Raw genomic sequence first — 22,889 nt, forward strand, 5'->3', positions numbered from 1 at the left:
TAGAAAGAGGGTTTTCTTTTGAACGAAACAAAAGAATCGACAGAAAAAGTTATTCTTGTTGGCTGTCAAACGACAGATGACACAGCAAGATTTGAATATTCAATGGAAGAACTCGCTTCCTTGACGGAAACCGCACACGGTGAAGTTGTCGCTTCCTTGACACAAAATCGAGACAGGATTCATCCTTCAACATACATAGGTAAAGGGAAAGTCGAAGAATTGGAGACATTGGCTGAAGAGTTGGATGCAGATATCATTATTTTTAATGATGAACTGTCCCCAAGCCAAGTCCGCAATCTTTCAAAAAACATTGAAGCACGTATCATAGACAGAACCCAATTAATTTTGGACATTTTCGCAGGCAGAGCCCGTTCAAAGGAAGGTAAGCTGCAAGTCGAGCTTGCGCAGCTGCAATATTTGCTGCCGCGCCTTGGCGGACAAGGACTCCAGCTTTCCAGACTCGGTGCCGGTATCGGTACGAGAGGTCCTGGTGAAACAAAACTCGAATCAGACAGACGGCATATCCGCCGCAGAATTGATGATATTAAAAGCCAATTAAATGTCATTGTTGAGCATCGTGACAGATACCGGGAAAGAAGAAAACGCAACAGAACCTTCCAAATTGCGCTTGTCGGCTATACAAACGCTGGTAAATCAACACTGTTTAACCGCGTGGCAGAAGCTGATTCCTTTGAAGAGAATATTCTGTTTGCGACACTTGATCCAATGACAAGGAAGCTGATCTTGCCGAGCGGCTTCAGCGCGCTTATTACTGATACAGTTGGTTTTATTCAAGACTTGCCAACAACGCTTGTCGCTGCCTTCCGCTCCACATTAGAGGAAGTAAGAGAAGCAGATTTGCTACTGCATGTTGTCGACATGTCGAATGAAGAATATTATCAGCATGAAGAAACAGTGCATAAACTGCTTGCAGACTTGGAAATTCCGGCAATTCCGCAAATTACTGTTTACAATAAGCGTGATCTTGTTCATTCAGATTTCGTGCCAAGCTCTAAGCTCGACAGCATTGAAATCAGCGCTTTGAATGCTGACGACAGAATGAGTCTGAAACAGAGAATTGAAGACACGATGATCAAGAATATGGAATATTATGAAGTTGTCGTTCCAGCAAGCAACGGCAAGCTGCTGGCACAGCTGAAAAATGAGACTATCCTAAGAAGCCTTGCCTTTGAAGAAGAGGAGCAGCAATACTCATGTAAAGGCTATTGTTTACATGACAGCAGCTTGTCAGGACAGTTAAAAGCTTATAAAGCAACACGATAGGAGAACAGAAATGTACGATCAATTAACATTTGGCGATAAACTCCGAGTACTTGTCGGAGAGGTAGAGGAACAAGTTAAAGAGGTTCATAAAAAAATCGATGAGCGCATTGATGAAAATCAATTTAGAGTTCTGCAAAGCTTCCAAAATAACAGAGTGAGTGAATCTCATTTCATCCCGTCTACAGGCTACGGCTATGATGATCTTGGCAGAGACACACTTGAAAGAATCTATGCAGAAGTGTTCGGCGGTGAAGCAGGACTTGTCCGTCCTCAAATTATCTCGGGCACTCATGCAATCAGCATTGCCTTGTTCGGTGTGCTTCGTCCTGGGGATGAACTGCTTTATATTACAGGAAAACCTTATGATACTTTAGAGGAAATCGTCGGAATCAGAGGAAATGGCACAGGGTCATTAAAGGAATTCGGCATTTCGTATAACAGCGTTGACTTGAAAGAGGACGGCCGCCCGGATTTTGAGAGTATTGCAGCAAGCATTAAAAGCAATACGAAGATGATCGGCATCCAGCGTTCAAAAGGCTATGCAACAAGACCGTCATTCACGATTGCAGAAATTAAGGAAATGATTGCTTTTGTTAAAGAGCTTAAATCAGATGTAGTCGTATTCGTGGACAATTGCTACGGTGAATTCGTAGAAGCTCTAGAGCCTTGCCATGTTGGCGCTGATTTGATGGCAGGATCGTTAATTAAGAACCCAGGTGGCGGCATTGCCAAAACAGGCGGTTATATCGTCGGGAAAGAGAAGTTTGTAGAAGCCTGCTCTTACCGTATGACATCACCGGGAATCGGAGCGGAGGCAGGAGCCTCTCTATACAGCCTGCAGGAAATGTACCAAGGATTCTTCCTTGCGCCCCATGTTGTCGGCCAAAGCTTAAAGGGTGCCGTGTTTACAGCGGCAATCTTAGAAAAACTCGGCATGAATTCATCGCCGAAATGGAATGTACCGCGCACAGATTTAATTCAAGCTGTGCAATTTGATGATAAGGATAAAATGGTCGCATTCTGCCAGGCCGTGCAGTTCGCATCTCCTGTAAACTCCCATGTTACGCCATATCCTAACTATATGCCAGGATATGAAGACGATGTAATCATGGCAGCAGGAACATTCATTCAAGGTGCGAGCATTGAGCTTACTGCTGATGGTCCAATCAGACCACCATATGTTGCTTATGTGCAGGGTGGATTGACATATTCGCATGTGAAAATCGCTGTTTGTATGGCAGTAAACAGACTGCTTGAACAAAAGCTAATAACAATTTAAAAAAAGAGCTGCATCCAGAGGTTAGAAATTGTAACATTTGTTGACAATAAATCTCTCGAAAACTATAATGAAATTGGGTAAATTTAATCTAAAGGAGCCGAATCGCTATGTCTGGTAGTCAAATTCGTCGGTCGATGCCTCTATTCCCAATTAGTATTGTCATGCAGTTAACGGAGCTGTCCGCTCGACAAATTCGCTACTACGAAGAACACGAATTAATTGCTCCAGCAAGAACGGATGGCAACAGAAGACTTTTTTCCTTAACGGATATTGACAAACTATTGGAAATTAAGGATCTAATCGATCAAGGTGTTAACCTCGCTGGAATTAAACAAATATTCTCAGTGAAGGAAAAGCAAGTACTTACAGAAGATGTAAAGAAAGAAGCTGAAAAGGCTCGCAGAGAGCTTACAGATGAAGACTTGCGTAAACTTTTGCGCAAGGAGCTGTTGAATGCTGGACGTTTTAATAATGGCGGCAATTCAATGGGACAGGGAGGATCTCGATTTTTTCAGAGATAGATATTAAAGGGACTAAGAGGAGGAAATAGCCGTGGCAAAGAACTATACGAAAGAGGATATCAAACGTTTTGCACAAGAAAGCAATGTAAAATTCATTCGACTTCAATTTACGGATATTTTAGGAACTATCAAGAATGTTGAGATTCCAATCAGCCAGCTTGATAAAGCCCTTGATAACAAAATGATGTTTGATGGCTCTTCCATCGAAGGATTTGTAAGAATCGAAGAATCAGACATGTATCTGTATCCAGATTTGAACACATGGGTAGTTTTCCCATGGACAGCAGAAAAAGGAAAAGTTGCACGACTAATCTGTGATATTTACAATCCAGACGGTACACCATTCGAAGGGGACCCGCGCAACAACTTGCGCCGCGTACTTAAAGAAATGGAAGACCTCGGCTTTACTGATTTCAACTTAGGGCCTGAACCAGAATTCTTCCTGTTTAAATTGGATGAAAAAGGGCAACCATCCCTTGAATTAAACGATAACGGAGGCTATTTCGACCTTGCGCCAACAGACCTTGGTGAAAACTGCCGCCGCGATATCGTGCTTGAGCTTGAAGAAATGGGCTTCGAAATTGAAGCATCTCACCATGAAGTAGCTCCAGGACAACACGAAATCGATTTCAAATACGCGGATGCCATCACAGCATGTGACCAAATCCAAACATTTAAATTGGTTGTAAAAACAATCGCACGCAAACACGGATTGCATGCAACATTCATGCCAAAACCATTGTTCGGCGTAAACGGATCAGGAATGCACTGTAACCTTTCCCTATTCAAGAACGGTCAAAACGCATTCTACGATCCAAACACAGAATTAGAAATGAGCGAAACAGCTCTTCAATTCATCGCTGGAATCAATAAGCATGCAACAAGCTTCACAGCTATCACCAACCCAACAGTAAACTCTTACAAGCGTTTGGTGCCAGGCTACGAAGCACCATGCTATGTTGCATGGTCAGCACGCAACCGTTCACCATTAATGCGTATTCCAGCATCACGCGGTCTAAGCACACGCGTAGAAGTGCGCAGCGTAGACCCAGCAGCAAACCCATACCTAGCTATGGCAGCATTGCTGACAGCAGGCCTTGACGGAATCAAAAACGAATTGACTCCGCCAGCACCAGTAGACCGCAACATTTACATCATGAGCAAAGAAGAACGCCTTGCAGAAGGCATCGTTGATTTGCCATCAACACTTGCAGACGCATTAACAGAACTAAAGCAAAATCCAACAATGATTGACGCTTTAGGAGAGCATATTTTCGTACACTTTGTAGAAGCTAAAGAGATTGAGTGGGATATGTTCCGCACACAAGTGCATCCATGGGAACGTGATCAATACATGGAAATGTATTAAGAAAAAAAAGCCTTGACGTTATAGGCGTCAGGGCTTTTTTTAAAGGGGGCATTACAATTAAAGTTAACACGGCATTTAATCAATGCCCCTTTTTTGCCCCCAAATATATTTTTTTATATTAGAAGTATGTATTTATTCTTTTTTTAATTCCCAAATAAATATATATGTCATGTAAAAAAAAAAAATTAATCTCCTGTAGACAATTCTACTGTTATTAATTAGATTCTCTACTTAAGGTTATTACTATTATCTTTAAATTACAGGAGGATATTTTTGTGGCTCATGTGAATACGCCTCGATTGAATGAACGTGTATTAAAGTTAGATGAATGTTTTAATTCTAGTAAAATGGAGTTCTCTTGGAAAAAGTATGTTAAGACTGGTATGAGAGGGCAATCAATCCTGGATTTACATGATTATTTTGATTTTCATAGACATAAAACACAGATATTGCGAAGTATAAGCAAACAAATTAATGAAGGCATATATAGGCCTAAACCACATTATGAAATCATAGTAGAGAAAAAACTAGGGATTTGCAGACATCAATTAATACCATCTCCAGAAGATGCAGTAGTATTACAAACTATTGTTGAGAGTATATCACCAATTATTAAAAACGCTCAACCCTCAGATAGAGCATTTTATAGTCGTAGTCATGGTGGGCCAAAATCCGAGGCTGACATAGATGAGAGTTTTCCTTATGCTTGGTGGGAATTATGGCCAAAATTCCAAGAAAAAATATACGAGTTTTCTCAAACTTTTCCATACATAGTAGTAACGGATATTTCAAATTACTTTGATAATATCATTTTTCGACAACTTAGGAATATATTAGCAAGCTATGGGAAAATTGAAGAAAGTCTTCTGGATTTTTTATTTTTTATGCTTGAGAATTTTGTATGGAGACCGGATTATTTGCCTTTATCGGGATCAGGATTACCGCAGCTAAATTATGATGCCCCCAGGTTACTAGGACATTCCTTTTTGTTTGAAATTGATAAATATTTAGAAGAACAAACAGGAGGGAATTTTGTTAGGTGGATGGATGATATTGACTTTGGAGTAAATGAAATTCACCAGGCAAAAGTAATACTAAGAGGTTTAGATGAATTGTTGCTTACTAGGGGTATAAGGCTTAATATGGGGAAAACAAAGATTTTAAGTATGAGAGATGCCGAAAATTATTTTTTACCTAATGAAAACAGGTATTTGACAATAATGTCCAAGAGGATAAAAAGGCTGCTTGAGGCTGGTATTTCTATTGATACTGAAAAAAAACAAATTAAAAACAGGTTTAGGAAGTTTTTAAAGAAACCTAAGGTTGGAAGATGGGAGAAAATATTAGGGAGATATTTCTCAATTTCCTCATTAACTGGAGATAAATTTTTACAAGATAGGGTTCCGTCTATTCTAAAAGAACAACCAGGTCTAAGAGATCAAGTTTTCCGATATTATAAGAAATTAGGACCTAATAAGAAAAGTTTTAAACAGTTATCTGAATTTTTAGTGAGCATGGATTGTTTTGATGACCCTTCAATATTTGGTGTTGCAAAACTTCTTATTGATTGGAGAATTACACCTGGAAGTAGCATGAGAAATCAAATTGTTAGTTTGGCTTTAAGTACTGCTCATAAATCGCCTACAAATTTTTTAGCAAGTCTGTGGATGATGACCAAATATGCTAATTCAAATGATTTAATTCAGTTTGTCAAAACATATACAAATGTATGGCGTTTTTCTAGTTTTCTTGCTCGGCAGGTTGCAGCAGTTTTACCGAGGATAAAAAATCAATCCAATGACTATAATACAATTAAAACGTTAATAAGTGATTCTGGTCAATTAGATGCATTGAGAGTAATAAGTCATCTTGATGAATTAAGTACTATAACTTCATTAAGTACTGCGGATAGGATGTATGTTCTCCATGGGAATAACAATATAGATGTATATCCACTTCAAAAATATTTAATCGCTTATGAAATATTAAATTCACAACATTTGAATACAGTCTATCGAAAAAATCTTAGAAATGACTTGGTAGCAAGGATAAAGGATCCAATTTATGTCCAAGAACTAAATTCAATTCATATTCCATAATGAATAAAAAAAGCCTTGACTAGTAATTGTCAAGGCTTTTTTCTAGTATATTATTTTTCTAGTAAGTTAGTTCGTAATTTTGCGTACTTCTATCCCAGATATAATATTTTTCGTATGGTTTTCAAAACGCTCAATTGCATCTGTTTCAATCTTTTTACTTACATGTGTGTAAATATCCGAGGTAATTTGCATAGAACCATGCCCTAATGCTTCTTGTATATATTTCATTTCAACATTTGATTCCAAAAGGAGTACTGCGTGTGTATGACGTAAAGTATGTATACTTAGAGCAGGAAGCTCAGCCTTTTTAAGTATTCTACGAAAAGCATTAAATAAAGTGGACTTTGGTAGTGGTGTACCGTTTTCTCTGCAAAAGACCAAGTCTAATTGATCATTATAAGCTTTCTTTAATCGAAAGATATTATCGTTTTGTCTTACCTTGTGTGAACGTAGATCCATAGCTAAACGATTAGTAATAGGTATTTCTCTCACAGAATGGTAAGTTTTTGTATCACTGAATAACTCCTCGTCTGACTCTGCTTCATAATCTAAAGATTGAGCGATACGGATACGATTAGAGTTGAGATCTACGTTACTCCACTGAAGGGCAAGAGCTTCTCCTTTTCTTACACCAGTTTCTATTAAGAAACGAAAGAAAATATAGTATGTATAGTTATCGGAAAGTGCAGCATCTAAAAAAGATTCAATCTTGTCATAAGGGATAAATTTAATTGTTGCTTTATTTTCCTTTTCTCTTTTTTCTTTTGCTGAGTAGATAGACACATCTGTACATGGATTATCATATATCTTCTTTAATATCTTTGCTTTTTGCATTGCACCATACATAGTCCCATGTATTATTTCAACAGTTCTTTTGCTATAGCTACTTTTAATTAATTGGTTAATAAATTGTTGATATAATTTATGGCTTAGTTCATCTAGTTGAATGTTCTGGAAGTAGGGGACTATATGATTTTTTATATTACGTTCATGTAATCTAAAGGTGTTCTTAGAAATTTTTCCTTCCTTATATTCTTTTAACCAATATTCCAGAAATTCAGCAAGCGTCTCATTAGATACTGAGTCAAAACCTAATTGTATATTACGCTTTAATTCTTCATAGGACTTTTCCGCCATAACTTTTGTTTGAAACCCTCGCCTTTTAACTTCTCGTTGTTCTCCAGTAATTTTATCTTTGTATTTGTACCTAAAAGACCAATTACCAGGAGATATTCTTTTAAAACTTGCCATTTTTCTCCCTCCTTTATTTAATTCATATGATATATAGGAATAAGTAACAAATACATCTATTAGAAGGTACTTCTTAGCTTTTTCTAAGAACTTTTGACGCTATGATAATTTAATCTAATGATTTAAACCTTTTCTTATTTGAATTAATCTTTCTTCACATAGCTCTGGAGTAACTTTAAATAGACTTACCATATGTTCTATAACATTTTCATCCTTTAAGGGAATATATGAAATCATATGGTGTGGTATTGCAGCATATTTCGTGAAGTGTTTTGTGTCCCATTCTTGAAGCTCCCTAAATGCTTTATTCATTGTTCCTTGGTTTCCAGAATGCCTTAAAATATGACAAAGCTCATGAAAAAATGTCTCTCTTTGTTTATCTTTTGGTTCCCTAACATCAATTGTAATGCCGGAATATTTACCAACTACTTGAAAGAATGGAGCTATTTTTTTTCTGTGAAGAAAGATTCTTTGCTCTCTTGCAATATAATCTACATTTATATCTTCAGGTATATGAATGTTCATTTTAATATAAAAGTTAGTAACCCAATCTTCTAACGCTGTAGTTTGATAATAAGTCATTTGAGTAATCATAGTGTTGTCCTCCTTTAGACCCATTATACAAACGTATGTTCTTGTTTACAATAAAAAAAATGCTCCTAGGAGACATTTTTTAAGAGATTTAAAATTAAAGATGTAATAATTCTTTAAAAAATTTTACTTTTTGGTATTCTCTGGGTGAATCCATTTTAAACTTCCCATAATAGGTTTTTCTAAATACTTTGATGTAATTGTATACTCAATGTTAAAATCTGTTTCCGCGTGAACAAGTAAGAAGCTTGGAAGTGCCATTCGTCTTGAAGGGTTTAATGATTTAAATTCGTATTGTACGATATCTTGTCCGTTTTCACTGAAATGTTCATAGTAAAATTGTGATTTTAAATGGTCAATGAAATCTTTAGGTGTGTAACTAACGGTTTCAAAAGGTAATTGTATTTTTTTGAATACAGGTAACTTAAAAGAAATTCCTTCATATTCCATTAGACCAGAATCTCTACTCGGAATTAAAAGGTTATTAAATACATTATCATCATGGATAAAATCCTCAATAAATGTATCGAATGGAGCTTTCATTAATTCTGGTGTCACAATTTGTGCTGACTTAGGAAATTTTAGTGTCAGTTGGATTTCTTCATCTGCTAATGTCCCGATGTTTTTTAGGATTATGGGAAGCGGGTAACATTTTTTTAAGTATCTATTATATTCGAGCAAAGTCTGATAACTAAGTAAATAATAATATGCATCTTCCATTGCTAAATATTTTTCTTTTTCATCTTCTGTTCCAATTAAATTATTCTTTGATCCAGTATTTAATAAGTTATCTATAGCTCTTTTTTCAAGACCACCAAAAAAGAAGTCTTCATCAGTTAATTCAATGCCAAGAATATTTTTGCTTAGATTTTTAAAATCTATGATATCTTCCTCAGGCATAGTTACTTTTATGTAACCACTAATAGAGGTGATACTTTTTAATAAATTGCTAATTTCTTCATTTACTTTTGATAAGTCTTGGAGTTTTTTGCTAAGGTTAGGATCAACTGAATTATTATTAGCTTTTGGTTTTTCTGTCTCAATTGTACTTTTAACAATTGGAGGGGAGGGCTTAATTACTATTGCTTTATGTAAGAGTGCTTTTGCCTTGTCTCTATATTCACTAAGTAGGGGAAGTTTATCTAAATTAATACCTACCATTTTGTCACTCTCAGTTACTTTTCCTTTTTCGTAAAATGCTATTGTTAGTTGGGATAAATGATTATTAATGGATTTGACGTTATAAAAACTATTATTTATATGCTTATTTATCAACTGTGAAAATAATATTTTAGGCATTTCTCTTCCACTAAGTGAAAAAGCGAATAATTCATTTACCAATTCACTACAAAGTGTTTTAATGTTTTCAAATTTAGTTTCTTTTCCAATACGTGATAAATATTCTTGCATACGAGTATATGATAATGCCTGTAAGGACTCGAAATCGAAATTAAGTTTATTTACTTTTACGTTTGAGAGATGATTCTTTATTTCCTTTAGTGGATCATCATCTTGAATTTTTGGAATAAGTCTACCTCCATGCAAGTCAGAAATCCATTTATCTGCATTGCGGTCTGTAGTTCCAATTAAAGTAAGCTTATAAATGATAGGGATATTAAAAATACCATATGAAGTTTGGGCATCCTTTACTAATTGAATTACCCATTTTATTAAACTTCCTCTTTCAAAATTATTGATACTAGATTTTACTTGTACAGCATGAATTGATTCAGCATAGACCCACTGGATATCCACTTTATCTTCTTTAGTTGAAGGTTCAATCCTAACACTAATCCATGAATCATCACTTACACTCTCTAATAATGCAGCTAATACTTGATAATAATAACCCCGAATTCCATCATTTCCACTCATAAATTTTTCCTTTCTGCATTTAAATTTTAACAGCTAATCAGAAAGCTAATATTGATAACATAGTCATAATATTAAAATTAATACTCACTTAGGTGTCAAGGATGTTTATTGTTTATCTTGTTCTCGTTCCTTTGCCTTTTGCGTTACCCATTCAAAGTGTCTTCTTAATTCATCGATATCTTCTGGTCTTAGTTTTTTCCATTGTTCAATATCGAAAAATCCAAAGTCTTCAATACCAAATTCCTTTACTAATTTATTTATTTCGGAAAGTGAATCGAAAGTTTTTGTAGGTACATTTATTTCAGGAGCTCTACCAAGTAAATAATCGGTGGAAACTTCCAATATTTTTGATATTTTAACTATTTCATTATCTGTTAAAGGTCTAGTACCTTTTTCAATACGATTCATAACACTTGTATTTATATCTGCTTTTTCAGCTAACTCTTTCTGCTTCATACCTTTATTTTCTCTTAGAAAAGCAATGCGTTCACCAATATTCATTAACTCACCATCTTTCCGTATTAGCAACTAAATTTTATCATCTTTCTATATTAGAAAAAAAAAAATTTCTAAATTAGCAATATATTTGTTGGGTATTGTTGACATTTCTGTTTTAGCAATTTATTATATGGTATATAAGTTGCTAAAACAGAAATTTACTAGGTGGGGTAAAATTGAATGAATTAAACTTAATATTTATTAAAAAGCAAAGGTTAAACTTAGATCTTACATTGCAGGAGATGGCTAATTTCTTAGGATTTAAAAATGCGTCAACATATTTAAAATATGAAAATGGTGACTATTTGTTTAAAGCACAACATTTGCCAACACTAGCTGAAGTGCTAAATTGTAAAATTGATAATTTCTTTTGAGATTGAAATTGCTGAAATAGAAATATATATAAAGTTAACAAAAAAAAAGTAACAATTCTAAAGTGATTTTGTGGCAATAAGTTGATTATTTAATAAAGAACAAAATATGTTGTCTAGCAAAAAGAATAGGGGGAAATGAGATGGCCATTGGCGACTTATTATCAAAAGCAAGGAAACGCCAGGGCATGACGCAAGAAGATTTAGCAGCCGATGTAAATTACAGCCGTGAAGCGATTGCCAAATATGAAACAGGTGCAAGAAAATTGCCGAAGGAGCTTTATCAAGAAGTGACACTATCGGTTGATGACCCACAATTTTATTTTGAAACATGGGAGGCTGCTAGTGGTGTAGTAAGTATCCCATACTTTGATGGTGATTACATAGATCCACATCCTGCTAGTATGCATTACTTAGTAAGAAAAGAAACAATTGAAGCATTGGAACAACTTAATAGTGTGTGTTGGGTAAAACCAGCGAGTGTCCGAACAGAAGATGAAAGAGAGGAAATGAAAAAAGTACTAATGGAAGTTTTAGATGCTGCAGCAAGCATGATTAACTTAGTGGCTTGTGTTTGTAAAGAGTATCGTTTTTCAATGAAAGATATTTTTCGAGCTTGGAACGTAACAATGAAGATTAGAAAATTTAATAAGTAGTGAGGGAGAAAAAATGCTAAGTATTCAAATTGATCAGGAAGAAGTTAAGCAAATGTATATGGAGAAACTAAAAGAAAAAATATCAGAGGTTGATGCTGAACTAGTTTACTGGGATGCCAATGAATTAAAAAGGAGAACTTGTATGTGCTGGAATACAATTCAAAAAGAATTTTTTTTTGATCCAAGATTTCCTAAATATAAAGTTGGGAACAAATGGTATTTTCCTGCTGATAAAGCTAAGCAGTTTTTATTGCAATGGATTTCAGAACGCTAATAGGAGGACATTATGTAACAGTCAATTTTTCTATTTCAAAAACAGAAATCAATGTTAATTAGAGCTATGAATTATAATCGTTCGACCTTACAGGGCATGAATAAAAAGTTATTTGATATTGCTTTTAATAAAGTTAATCAAGAGAATAATCTAGTGGAATTAGACGGAATGGAAATGATTTTAGTTTCTCAGTCATTACATAAATACGGGAAGTTTTTGAGTAATTCTAATCAAATAATAGAATCCAAGCAATTTCGTATTTATGGAGAGATTTTTGAGAAAATACGGACGGATTTTCAAAAGCAGAATGGGCCGAAATTAAAAAAGTTAACAACAGCTTAAACTAAAATTCATTTATAAAAGTTACTCAATTACATTTTACGTAAATATCAGTTTGACAAGTACTTATCGGGCTTGTCGTAATGGCTAGAAAAATGATTATATTTTATTCTTTCTAACTATTACGGTGCGCGCCGATCTACTAAAGAGGAGGGAATTATGCTTTATCAGGTTGATTTTGTAATAAGAATAAAAGAATCATTTCTAGAAATATATCAAGCTATTATATTCGGTCTAAGTATAAGCGAAGTAAAAGACCAAGCCAATGATTTGAAAAGAGAAATACCAGGACAATTAAATCCTCAGCAAATCCAAATTTATATTTGTGAGCTTTAATAGATAATTTGGTTAGTGCTGGACAGTATGAGGGGAGCAAATTTAGGTGGCTAGCAAAACAAAAAAGGCGATTATAAAAGAAGAACTAGTCGAGCTAACTGGGGATTTTAAGCTTGCTATTGTTCTAAATCAAATGATTTATTGGTCTGAACGAAAAGAAGATTCTGAGGTATTTATAAAAGAAGAAATGGCCAGATTACAAAAGTATTCTGATGATGTTAAGGATACAGAGGAATTAGCAGTAAATATATTAGAAAGTTCTGGTTGGATCTATAAGAAAGCAGAAGATTTGTCTGTTGAGACGATGATAAATGTTAAGCCAAAAGCCATGCGAGAATATTTAAAAGTACTTGTTGCTAATGGATGGCTAGATGAAAGACGTAATCCGAAATTAAAAATGGATCGTACACTACAATACCGAGTTAATATCCTTAAAATACAATTGGATTTATATAATTTAGGATACAGCTTAGAAGGTTATCCATTACCAGTAGTATATAGAGAAAAGGAAAATACGTATTTTCTTAAAGAAAATACGATAAGTGAAAAAGAAAATTCAAATGGTGCAAAAGAAAATAGAAAGGTCGAAAAGGAATCTAGAAAGGGCGAAAAAGAAAGAGCAATACCAGAGATTACTTCAGAGACTACTACAGAAATTACTTCAGATAATTTTGAAGAAGAAAAAGAAAGCTTGCCAGATGGAAACCCATTTAATTTTTACGAGCAAAATGGATTTGGAACGATTGGCAGTCATATATCCCAAAAGATTATGCATTGGTGTGGTGATTTAAATACTGAATTGGTACTAAAAGCAATGGAGATTGCAGTTGAACGTGGTGCTAAGTCATTTGCTTACGTAGAACGCATCCTTCGTAACTGGGCAGATAAAAATATTACTTCGGTACAACAAGCTGATGCTTTTATTCAAAAGTACAAGGAGCAGCAAACTAAGCAAAGAACAAGTGGTAACAATCGAAAGCATACTAGAACTGAAAAAATCCCTGACTGGTTTGGTAACACGCAAAACACAGAAGCTGATATGTCTGTAGAAGAGGAAAAAGTACTGTTGTTGGATTTGCAAGAAGAGATTAAAAATCTAAGAAGCTAGGAGTTGTTATTATGGAAAGGCAATTATTAATTAAAGAAGAAAGAAAAGAGTTTGTTATCAGTGAGTTGATCTACTTTGAAGTTACTAAATTGGCAGATGGTAGACAACTATACGAAGCATCACTAGCAGAGTTGGAACTATTGCATATTAGGGAAAAGATTAAACTGGCTAGAAAAGTGACGGTGGAACAGATCATATGACTGTATTAACTTTAGGTCAACTTTACTATTTAGCAAGATATTCAAATGACTATCGGCATCGAGCGCTTGATGAGTTATTCCGGAGGATAAACCATGTTATATAGCCAATGTAGTGGCTGTGGTAAAACGTTTGATGTGAAGGATAATAATTATTTGTTTTGCTCAAATTCTTGTGAAAAAAATCATGATATCTTTCAAATGAATATTACACAAACCTATCTCCTAAAAAGAAAAAAAGCCGAAGCTAGTGCCCGACCATACGTTGTTTGAACCTACCATCATTATAACAAAAATGGAGTGTTCAATGTGAAAAGAACTAAAGAAATTGCTGTTAATCCTGATATGTCCATCCAAGAAATTATAGAACCAGGGAAAGTTAAAGTTCTTGTACTGGACGGTAATAAGGGTACAGCCTCCTACTGTGAAGCTGTACGTCATGGAGAAACGATTATAGAGACGGTTGATGGGAAAAGCCGTCGGATTCACTTCAGGGAAAGTGAATTAATTTAATTAAGTTTTAATTAAGTAATTATCAACTAAAAATAATAATATAAGATATCTTGTACCAATTATAGAGGGTGATTGGTACAAGTAATTAGTTTGAAAGATTCAGTTTTGACTTAAACTAATAAAATTGAATTTTTAGCAACTACTTTGATGGAATAGTTATTTAATGATATGTAATTTTATAATAAATTAAATGTTAATTAACAATAGTATGATTTAGTATCTTATTTATAATATAATTATAATAGTAAAAAAATTAAATAATCATTAAATTAATAATTAGAAGGTTGTGATTTAGATAGAATTGTCAATTGAACAAATAGACCAAGGTAGAAAAATTATATTGAAAACTGTTGAAGAGTTATTGGAAGATGCTATCTTACTTTTCAAAAATGAAAGATTTGCCAGAGCATATACGATTAGTCATTTAGCATTTGAGGAAATTGCCAAAATCTTGATGCTTGCACAAGCTGCAGAAAAGATTAATCAAGAACCGGATTACAACTGGGATAGAGTATTAGAGGAATTAAGGAATCATCGACCAAAATTATTACAATCAATAAATTTTAATCCAGAGCATGAAAGAGCATTTGAAAAATTAACAGGCTTTAAGTTTAATCAGGTAAATAGGATAACAACGAGTATGAACAGAATGAAAAACGAAAGTTTATACACATCCATTAAAAATGGTGTATTTAATTCTCCCTCTCAAGTAATAAGTAAAGAAAAAGCGAATATTATGTATGAAATCGCAAAGTTAACATATGACTTTATTAAATCGTATGAGAAAAATGTAAAAGACAATTACGCATATAATATAAGTGATGAAGAGTTTTTTGAGTTTCTACAACATATGGAATATTTAGATGTGTATGAATTACTTGATGAACATAATTAAAACTATATAAGTCCAAGACCGAAAGCGTGAGGACACTGATATAAACAGCATTAGTTTGTTGTTTTATCGGTGTCCTTTTTTGTTCTTTACTTTGTTCATCTGTTTGGAAACTATAACACCTTCTTATTAAAGGAAATGGAATATTGAATTGAGGAGGAAATCAAGTGGAATTACTGTCTGAAAAATCTTTTCAAAATGATTTAATAGAGCAATATAAAAAATCTCTTTACTCTATTTTAATAAAAAGAAAAGAGATAAAAAGAGGGTTAGAAACTTTAAAGATTGAAGTAGATAACGATAAGCGAATCCTCTTGCAAAATATAACTGAAAAAAGATCAAGTAACATTAATAAAGAGCAAAAGTTAAAAGCGGAAGATAAAATCTATTCTGGAATTCAAGGTGATTTAGAATATGTAATTTCCTGGTTGAAATATGGCCATGCGCCAGGGGTGATTAGAGGAATAGAAAGAAGGGCTGTATACGAAAGAGAAAAACCCTTTGATCCATTAATTATGCAACGTTTCTTTAGAAGCGAGGAAAACGAATATCAATGGGATAAAGAAGAAAAGGAAAGTGTTTTAGGTCTAAATGATAAGACAAGAATTAAAGAAGCTCTTTCAGTTTTGTCTGAAAGAGAAAAGGAAATCTACATTATGGCAAAAGGAAATTCAATTTCTTATGGCCAAATTGCTAAAATTTTAAATATAACCAAATCAACTGTTTCTTCTCACATTTATCGTGCTGAAAAGAAAATAGGTATATATATTGCTGAAGAAAAAGAAGGGCTGGACATATGAAGGTAGTCCAACCAATAAGAGATCTTAATAAATTAGCAGATATTTTAGAATATCTAGAGGCAACAAACAAAAGAAATTTTATTATGTTTATGTTGGGAATACATACAGGATTACGTATCTCCGATATCTTAAAATTAAGGGTATGTGATGTTAAGGGGACACATATTAGTTTAAGAGAAACTAAGAGAAAGAAGAACAATCGACTTCTTATTGTTGATGAGTTGAAAAAAGCATTGAAGAACTATACATCTGCAAAGTTAGATGAAGAGTATTTAATTAAAAGTAGAAAAGGGAAGAACCAACCTATTAGAAGAGAAACAGCTTACCAAATATTAAGGGAAGTAGCCAAGCAATTTAGTCTAAAAGAAATTGGAACGCACACTCTAAGGAAAACCTTTGGTTATCATTTTTACCATGACTCAAAAGATATAGCAGCACTACAAGATATACTTAATCATACAGATCCAGATTATACATTAAGATACATTGGAGTAAATCAAGACGGTAGGGATTTCGCTATGCGTCGTTTTAAGTACAAATTGCGTTCTAAGTAACATAATTTAGCGTATATGTGATTGAAATTAATAAAAATGTTAAAGCTAGTGATAACAATGGTTTCAGAGTATCTTGGAATCTAACAGAATGTGTAATATAAAAGATTCAGAGAAAAAAATAAAAATCTTGTCGTACGATTGCCCACAATAAGTGAGAAGTAAAAATACAAATAACCATAAAAAGCCCAACAAATGCTGTTGTATCAACGTTTGTGAGGCTTTTTGTTTTATTTGAATTAATTTACAACCAACGTAGGTTCTTTGGAGTTTTTAAAACTCCTACGGGTGCTATCGAGCCAAAAACGGTTCTAGTTTCTGGCCAAAATAGTCGATTTCGTTTTCTCATTCGAAAATCTTGGGAAATAATTTTGGAAGGAGGAGAAAACCTTGCCACGTAAGGAATCAGATAATATTCCAAAAGTAGTAACAACAGCTGAAATTAGCGAAATACTAGGTGTTTCTAAGCGAAGAATTCAGCAATTCGCAGACGAAGGGGCCCTGGTTCGGCTGAACAGAGGGTACTATGATTTGGCTGCCTCGATAAATAAGTTTATTGAATATCAAATTTCCAAAGCTTTACCAAACGATTCTAAAATAGATAAAGAAGAAGAAATGGCACTGTGGACAAGAGCAAAAAAAGAAAAGACACAATTAGAAGTTCAAATTATAAAAGGAGAGCTACATCGTTCAGAAGATGTGAAAAGAATTATGAACGATATGCTTATTGCTTTTAGGCAAAAAACTCTTTCTCTTCCATCCAAAATGGCTCCTCAATTAATTATGGTGGAAGATCTTCAAGTGATTAAAGATCTTCTGAAGAATTCCGTTATTGAATTACTAACGGAATTAAAAGATTATGATCCGAGCGTTTTTTATGAAATTAGTAAAGATAAGATGTTCTTGAATGGAGAGGACGAGGACGAAGATGACGAAATGAGTGATCACCGTGTCAACCAGCTCAGATTATAAAAAGACACTAGCGCTCTTTCAACAATTGGCATCAGACATATTAGAACCTCCTCCAGAATTAACAGTCAGCCAATGGGCAGACGCATACAGAAAATTATCAAGTGAAGGATCTGCAGAACCAGGACAATGGAGAACAGACAGAGCACCTTATCAAAGAGGGATTATGGATTCCATTAGTGATCCTGATTGTGAAAAAGTTGTGATAATGTCATCAGCTCAGGTAGGTAAAACAGAATTTCTTCTAAATATGACTGGTTATCATATAGATCAAGATCCATCACCAATCTTAATTATGCAACCGACAGAAAAATTGGCAAAAAGTTTTTCCAAGCAACGGTTAGCTCCGATGATTAGAGACACTCCTGCTATTCGAGGAAAGGTTGCAGATGTAAAAACAAGAAATGGTGGAAACACAACGTTAGAAAAATCATTTCCTGGCGGTTATATAGCTTTGGTTGGTGCAAATGCTCCTGGTGATTTGGCTGGTCGCTCTATTCGAATATTCTTAGCGGATGAAGTAGATCGTTTTCCTGTTTCTGCTGGTGCAGAAGGAGATCCACTATCTCTTGCTGAGAAGCGAACAAACAACTTTCTTAACCGAAAAAAGGTTTTTGTTTCTACTCCGACAAACAAAGGCAGCTCCAGAATTGAGGCTGAGTTTGAATTTAGCACGAAAGAATATTATCACTTACCATGTCCATCATGTGAAGGGCTGCAGCCGTTAAGCTGGGCACAAATCGTGTTTGATAAAAATGATTTAAGCCAGCCTATAACACATGCTTGTAAAGAATGTGGAGCGATGCATTCAGAATATGAATGGAAAAGGCAAATCGGTTTTTGGATTGCGAATGAACCTGAGGCTAATTACAGGGGATTTCATTTAAACGAACTATTAAGCCCGTGGAGAAAATGGAAAGAAATTGTGGATGACTTTCTTAAAGCGAAGGAGAAAGGACCAGAAGCAATGAAAGTTTGGGTGAATACGAGTTTAGGTGAAACGTGGGAGGAAGAAGGGCAGCAACTCGAAGATGACGATTTAATGAAACGTGTTGAAGACTATGGAGAAGGAATTGAGGTCCCTGAAGATGTGAAAATCTTAACTGCCTCAGTCGATACGCAGGATGATCGCTTTGAGATTGAAGTGGTCGGATGGGGAAAAGGAAAGGAAAATTGGGGAATTCAATATCATGTTATATATGGGGATTTAAAACAACAGGATATTTGGGATGAACTAGATGCTTTCTTATTAAGGACATGGAGTAAAGAAAACGGAAAGCAATTTGGCATTATGTGTACTTGTATGGATAGTGGTGGACATTATACACAAGAAGTTTACAAGTTTACTAAGCAAAGAGAAGCAAGAAGGATTTATGCCATTAAAGGGAAATCGACTGGAAAAGGTGAGTATGATCCTTTAGTTGCTGGGACAAGTAGACAAAAACCATCAAAGACTTTGCTAGTACATTTAGGAGTTAATGAAGGAAAATCAAGAGTAATGTCCAGCCTCCAGATTGAAGAATTTGGTCCTAACTATTGTCATTTTCCAAAAGGAAGAGGATATAACGCTGATTATTTCAGGGGGCTAACAGCTGAGAAGCTAGTGACAAGATACGAGCAAGGAGTACCATACCAAGTATGGAAGAAAGTTAGAGCACGAAATGAGCCTTTGGATTTAAGGGTGTATAACACAGCTGCTTTAGAAATTATTAATCCTAATTTGGAGAAAGAATATGCAGCAGGTAATATCGGCAGTAGCAAGAAACGGAAACGAAGAACAGCGTCGAAAGGAGTGCAACTATGATTGATTTAGATAGGGCAAAAACACATCTTAATGCTTGGTTAGAAGCTGAATTGGCTGTTTCATCAGGACAAAGTTATAGCATTGGCACTAGGTCTTTAACAAGAGCTAATCTAAAAGAAATTAGAGAAACTATAACCTATTGGGAAAATAGAGTCTCCAAGTTGCAAGGCAATAAAAGAAAAGCCAGGCGTTATATTCCAAGAGACTTATAAAGGGTGAGGATATGAATTTAATTGATAAAACAATTGCCTTTTTTAGTCCTAAAACTGCATTAAATAGAGTTCGTTCTAGAAAAGAACTGGATATTATAAACAGCGGTTATGATAATCACGGAGCAAGTAGTAAAAAGAAAGCCATGCAAGGCTGGACTGTTGGTTCTGGATCTGTCTTAGAAGATATTGAGATGAATATTCCTACTCTAAGAGAACGCTCACGAGATTTATACATGGGTGCCCCTTTAGCAACTGGTGCAATTAAAACCATGAGGACTAATATTGTCGGAGCAGGATTAAGATTAAATTCTCAAATCGATGCAGATTATTTGATTATGACTACAGAAGAGGCAGATGCTTGGGAAACAAACGTGGAAAGAGAGTTTTCTTTATGGGCTGATTCTATAAGTTGTGATGCTCAGAGAATGAATAATTTTTACGAATTACAACAGTTAGCACAACTTTCTTGGTTGCAAAGCGGTGATGTATTTACCTTGTTGCCAGTTATGCCAAGAATGGGAATGCCATACGATTTAAGGGTGAAAATTATTGAAGCAGATAGAGTGTGCAACCCCTATAACACTACAGTAATTGACTTAGATGGAAAATTAGTTAATGGTGTAGAAATAAACAACTTTGGAGAGGTTATTGCTTATCACGTTGCTGATGAACATCCAAATTCAACAGCATTAACAACAGTGAATAAATGGAAAAGAATTCCGAAATTCGGAGCTAACTCTGGACGCTTAAATGTTATTCATTTGATGGAAAGTGAAAGACCAGAACAAAGAAGAGGGGTTCCAATTCTGGCTCCAGTTATCGAGAGTTTAAAACAAATTGCCCGGTATTCTGAAGCAGAATTAATGGCTGCTGTTATTAACGGTATGTATGCCGTGTTTGTTACAACAGAAACAAAAGAAAACGGCAGTGGATTCTCCAGTATTTCCGAAGAGGAAGAGATTGATGGGAACGACGATTCCAGCATTGAGATTGGAAATGGAACGGTCCACTTTTTAGAGGAGAATGAAAAGATACAAGAGTCTAATCCTGGTAGACCGAATCCAAACTTTGATGGATTTGTAACATCTATCTGCAGACAAATTGGTGCTGCTTTAGAAATTCCATATGAATTATTATTAAAACATTTTACAGCATCCTATTCTGCTTCTAGAGGAGCCCTTTTGGAAGCTTGGAAAATGTTTAAAATGCGTAGAGATTGGCTGGCAAATGATTTTTGCCAGCCTATTTATGAGGAATTTTTAGCAGAAGCCATTGCGAAAGGACGAATATATGCACCAGGATTCTTTACTGATCCAATGGCACGTAAAGCATATTGTGGAGCAGAGTGGAATGGACCATCTCAAGGCCAATTAGATCCTTTGAAGGAGGTGAATGCAGCAGAGAAGCGTGTAGAAAATGGATTCTCCACACGTTCTCAAGAAACGGTGGCTATGGGTAACGGTGATTACTTTAAAAACCACCGATTACGCACCTTAGAGGAAAAGGTAAGGCGGGAGGATGGGTTAGTACCTGAAGCTAAGCAACCAGCAGAAACCAACTCGAAGGAACAGGAAGAAGAGGAGGTGAAAGATGAATGAAATTAAGTATACGCGGACCCATTATTCCAAGTGATAACCAATGGATATATGATCTATTTCGTATGGATGCTGTAAGCCCTAAAAAGGTACAGGATTTTTTGGATAATATTGATCCAAGCAATAACGAAGAAATTGTCCTCGAAATTAACAGTGGTGGTGGCTCTGTTTTTGCTGCATCTGAAATATATGCACTTTTAAAGGAACATCCTAACAATGTAACCAGTAAAGTGTTGGGCCTTGCAGCAAGCGCAGCGTCCTTTCTTATGCTGGCTTCTAATAGGATACTAATGACTCCTACAGGTCAAGTTATGATTCACAATGCCGCATCAATGGCAAGTGGAGATTATCGAGATATGGATCATGCTTCTAATATTCTAAAAAATACAAACATGGCCATAGCGAATGCTTATAAGCTGAAAACTGGTAAGTCCCATGATGAATTATTATCCATGATGGATAACGAAACCTGGTTAACTGCTCAACAAGCTAAACAGATTGGATTAATCGATGAAATTATGTTTGATAACGGGGATATTGCCAATAGTATTGTAGCAAGCTCAAATACATCATTTAACGATGGCATAATTCCACAGGAGATTATCGATAAACTTCGTAACGACATGTTAGGAATGCAAAATCCAAACGGTCCAGAAGCATCTCAACTTACTAATCTAGTAACCAATCAAACTAATATGAATCCAGGACCACAACAACAAAAGGAGGAGCCAAAGAATATGGATTTAGAAACACTAAAAAATGATCATCCGCATTTATTTGAACAAGTAAAAAACCTCGGTTATCAAGAGGGAGTCACTGCAGAAAACAAACGAATTCAAGAGATTGAAGATTTGCAACTGCCTGGCAATGAGGAATTGATCAATAAAGCAAAATTTGAAGATAAGATGGAAGCCAGTGCGCTTGCAGTGGAAATTATTAAAGCGGAGAAAGCTAGAGGTACCAACTATTTAAGCAATGTAAATAAAGATGCTGCTGTTATTAATCAGGTACCAGGTAGTAATGCTCCGACAGATCAAAATAAAGATGCGCAACAAGCAAATGCATTGGATCAAGCATTGAATAACACTCCAACAGAAGGAGACAACGCGTTGAGTAATGCTTTAGAGGGGGCATTAAGATGAACTTAAATGGACAAGTAGGGGAATTTAAATACGATAATCTTTTTGCAGGATCTTCAGTTCCCGTAGATCTTAAAGCTGTGAGATTGAAAAGTGGCCAGGGTTTGTTGGTAAAAGGCACTGTGTTAGGCATAACAAACGATGGTTTAGCAGTCAAAGTAAATAGTGCTGCAACAGATGGAAGTGAAAATGCAGACTGTATTTTAACAGATGATGTAGAGACAACAACAGAAGTAGTTCACACTGCGTATATCTCAGGGTTATTTAACAGACTAGCATTAGTTTTTGGTGGTACTGATACAGCTGCGACACATGAAAAGACATTAAGAACGCTTAATATAATCTTGAAGGATATCTTAGACTAGG

General features: G+C 35.1%; 26 protein-coding genes. 22 read left to right on the top strand and 4 right to left on the bottom strand.

All coding sequences use genetic code 11. The features are described from left to right. Positions 1-18 precede the first annotated feature (18 nt). The 5 genes from hflX (at position 19) to ACLIJJ_RS12085 (ending at position 6,552) form a co-directional block, all read left to right on the top strand. Complete coding sequence (gene hflX / locus ACLIJJ_RS12065) at positions 19-1,284, top strand: GTPase HflX (protein ID WP_237941277.1); 1,266 nt, start codon at positions 19-21, stop codon at positions 1,282-1,284. Positions 1,285-1,294: 10 nt separating this feature from the next. After that, positions 1,295-2,563, top strand: a complete 1,269-nt coding sequence (locus ACLIJJ_RS12070; protein WP_233314165.1) for a methionine gamma-lyase family protein — start codon at positions 1,295-1,297, stop codon at positions 2,561-2,563. A gap of 107 nt (positions 2,564-2,670) precedes the next feature. Next, the gene (locus tag ACLIJJ_RS12075; RefSeq protein WP_233314164.1) at positions 2,671-3,084 is read left to right on the top strand and encodes a MerR family transcriptional regulator; all 414 of its coding nucleotides are present in this window, start codon (positions 2,671-2,673) and stop codon (positions 3,082-3,084) included. Positions 3,085-3,115: 31 nt separating this feature from the next. Next, positions 3,116-4,453 (top strand): type I glutamate--ammonia ligase, encoded by a 1,338-nt coding sequence (glnA, locus tag ACLIJJ_RS12080; RefSeq protein WP_233314163.1) that lies wholly within the window; start codon positions 3,116-3,118, stop codon positions 4,451-4,453. A 275-nt stretch (positions 4,454-4,728) separates the two neighbouring features. Continuing rightward, positions 4,729-6,552: an RNA-directed DNA polymerase gene (locus tag ACLIJJ_RS12085; protein ID WP_411410940.1), complete on the top strand. Its 1,824-nt coding sequence runs from the start codon at positions 4,729-4,731 to the stop codon at positions 6,550-6,552. Between the two features lie 66 nt (positions 6,553-6,618). Here ACLIJJ_RS12085 and ACLIJJ_RS12090 read toward each other — a convergent pair whose 3' ends face one another. The 4 genes from ACLIJJ_RS12090 to ACLIJJ_RS12105 form a co-directional block, all read right to left on the bottom strand. Then, complete coding sequence (locus ACLIJJ_RS12090; protein ID WP_411410941.1) at positions 6,619-7,803, bottom strand: tyrosine-type recombinase/integrase; 1,185 nt, start codon at positions 7,801-7,803, stop codon at positions 6,619-6,621. Positions 7,804-7,917: 114 nt separating this feature from the next. Then, positions 7,918-8,397, bottom strand: a complete 480-nt coding sequence (locus tag ACLIJJ_RS12095) for an ImmA/IrrE family metallo-endopeptidase (RefSeq protein WP_411410942.1) — start codon at positions 8,395-8,397, stop codon at positions 7,918-7,920. Between the two features lie 123 nt (positions 8,398-8,520). Then, positions 8,521-10,269, bottom strand: coding sequence for a V-type ATP synthase subunit I domain-containing protein (locus ACLIJJ_RS12100; protein ID WP_411410943.1), 1,749 nt, complete (start codon positions 10,267-10,269; stop codon positions 8,521-8,523). A gap of 105 nt (positions 10,270-10,374) precedes the next feature. Beyond that, the gene (locus tag ACLIJJ_RS12105) at positions 10,375-10,770 is read right to left on the bottom strand and encodes a helix-turn-helix domain-containing protein (RefSeq protein WP_411410944.1); all 396 of its coding nucleotides are present in this window, start codon (positions 10,768-10,770) and stop codon (positions 10,375-10,377) included. Between the two features lie 173 nt (positions 10,771-10,943). Between ACLIJJ_RS12105 and ACLIJJ_RS12110 the strand changes: the two genes are divergently transcribed. From ACLIJJ_RS12110 to ACLIJJ_RS12190, 17 genes are all read left to right on the top strand, one after another. Next, positions 10,944-11,141, top strand: coding sequence for a helix-turn-helix domain-containing protein (locus ACLIJJ_RS12110; protein WP_411410945.1), 198 nt, complete (start codon positions 10,944-10,946; stop codon positions 11,139-11,141). A 140-nt stretch (positions 11,142-11,281) separates the two neighbouring features. Continuing rightward, entirely contained in the window at positions 11,282-11,794 is a 513-nt protein-coding gene (locus tag ACLIJJ_RS12115) for a helix-turn-helix domain-containing protein (protein WP_411410946.1), read from the top strand. Positions 11,795-11,807: 13 nt separating this feature from the next. After that, a complete protein-coding gene (locus ACLIJJ_RS12120) occupies positions 11,808-12,068 on the top strand; it encodes a group-specific protein (RefSeq protein WP_411410947.1) in 261 nt (86 codons plus the stop codon). 96 nt (positions 12,069-12,164) lie between these two features. Further along, positions 12,165-12,410 (top strand): hypothetical protein, encoded by a 246-nt coding sequence (locus ACLIJJ_RS12125; protein WP_411410948.1) that lies wholly within the window; start codon positions 12,165-12,167, stop codon positions 12,408-12,410. A gap of 156 nt (positions 12,411-12,566) precedes the next feature. Next, a complete protein-coding gene (locus tag ACLIJJ_RS12130; protein ID WP_411410949.1) occupies positions 12,567-12,743 on the top strand; it encodes a hypothetical protein in 177 nt (58 codons plus the stop codon). A 46-nt stretch (positions 12,744-12,789) separates the two neighbouring features. Further along, entirely contained in the window at positions 12,790-13,851 is a 1,062-nt protein-coding gene (locus ACLIJJ_RS12135; RefSeq protein ID WP_411410950.1) for a DnaD domain-containing protein, read from the top strand. 11 nt (positions 13,852-13,862) lie between these two features. Beyond that, positions 13,863-14,051, top strand: a complete 189-nt coding sequence (fbpA, locus tag ACLIJJ_RS12140) for a Fur-regulated basic protein FbpA (protein WP_411410951.1) — start codon at positions 13,863-13,865, stop codon at positions 14,049-14,051. A 306-nt stretch (positions 14,052-14,357) separates the two neighbouring features. Further along, positions 14,358-14,561, top strand: a complete 204-nt coding sequence (locus tag ACLIJJ_RS12145) for an XtrA/YqaO family protein (RefSeq protein ID WP_233314150.1) — start codon at positions 14,358-14,360, stop codon at positions 14,559-14,561. Between the two features lie 301 nt (positions 14,562-14,862). After that, on the top strand, positions 14,863-15,456 hold the full coding sequence (locus tag ACLIJJ_RS12150; protein WP_411410952.1) for an AbiV family abortive infection protein: 594 nt from the start codon (positions 14,863-14,865) through the stop codon (positions 15,454-15,456). A gap of 164 nt (positions 15,457-15,620) precedes the next feature. Next, the gene (locus ACLIJJ_RS12155; RefSeq protein ID WP_411410953.1) at positions 15,621-16,253 is read left to right on the top strand and encodes a sigma-70 family RNA polymerase sigma factor; all 633 of its coding nucleotides are present in this window, start codon (positions 15,621-15,623) and stop codon (positions 16,251-16,253) included. After that, positions 16,250-16,807 (top strand): tyrosine-type recombinase/integrase, encoded by a 558-nt coding sequence (locus tag ACLIJJ_RS12160; RefSeq protein ID WP_411410954.1) that lies wholly within the window; start codon positions 16,250-16,252, stop codon positions 16,805-16,807. Before ACLIJJ_RS12155 ends, ACLIJJ_RS12160 begins: the two co-directional genes overlap by 4 nt. 387 nt (positions 16,808-17,194) lie before the next feature. Beyond that, entirely contained in the window at positions 17,195-17,776 is a 582-nt protein-coding gene (locus tag ACLIJJ_RS12165) for a hypothetical protein (protein ID WP_411410955.1), read from the top strand. Beyond that, complete coding sequence (locus ACLIJJ_RS12170; RefSeq protein WP_411410956.1) at positions 17,754-19,577, top strand: phage terminase large subunit family protein; 1,824 nt, start codon at positions 17,754-17,756, stop codon at positions 19,575-19,577. The genes ACLIJJ_RS12165 and ACLIJJ_RS12170 overlap by 23 nt, the downstream gene beginning before the upstream one ends. Next, positions 19,574-19,789 (top strand): DUF6148 family protein, encoded by a 216-nt coding sequence (locus tag ACLIJJ_RS12175; protein ID WP_411410957.1) that lies wholly within the window; start codon positions 19,574-19,576, stop codon positions 19,787-19,789. The genes ACLIJJ_RS12170 and ACLIJJ_RS12175 overlap by 4 nt, the downstream gene beginning before the upstream one ends. A gap of 11 nt (positions 19,790-19,800) precedes the next feature. After that, positions 19,801-21,387: a phage portal protein gene (locus tag ACLIJJ_RS12180; protein WP_411410958.1), complete on the top strand. Its 1,587-nt coding sequence runs from the start codon at positions 19,801-19,803 to the stop codon at positions 21,385-21,387. Then, positions 21,384-22,526: a head maturation protease, ClpP-related gene (locus tag ACLIJJ_RS12185; protein WP_411410959.1), complete on the top strand. Its 1,143-nt coding sequence runs from the start codon at positions 21,384-21,386 to the stop codon at positions 22,524-22,526. The genes ACLIJJ_RS12180 and ACLIJJ_RS12185 overlap by 4 nt, the downstream gene beginning before the upstream one ends. Beyond that, the gene (locus ACLIJJ_RS12190; protein ID WP_411410960.1) at positions 22,523-22,888 is read left to right on the top strand and encodes a head decoration protein; all 366 of its coding nucleotides are present in this window, start codon (positions 22,523-22,525) and stop codon (positions 22,886-22,888) included. The genes ACLIJJ_RS12185 and ACLIJJ_RS12190 overlap by 4 nt, the downstream gene beginning before the upstream one ends. The last annotated feature ends 1 nt before the right edge of the window (position 22,889 follow it).

This window comes from Niallia laureatilytica (genome assembly GCF_046613985.1).
Taxonomy (GTDB): Bacteria; Bacillota; Bacilli; order Bacillales; family Cytobacillaceae; genus Niallia.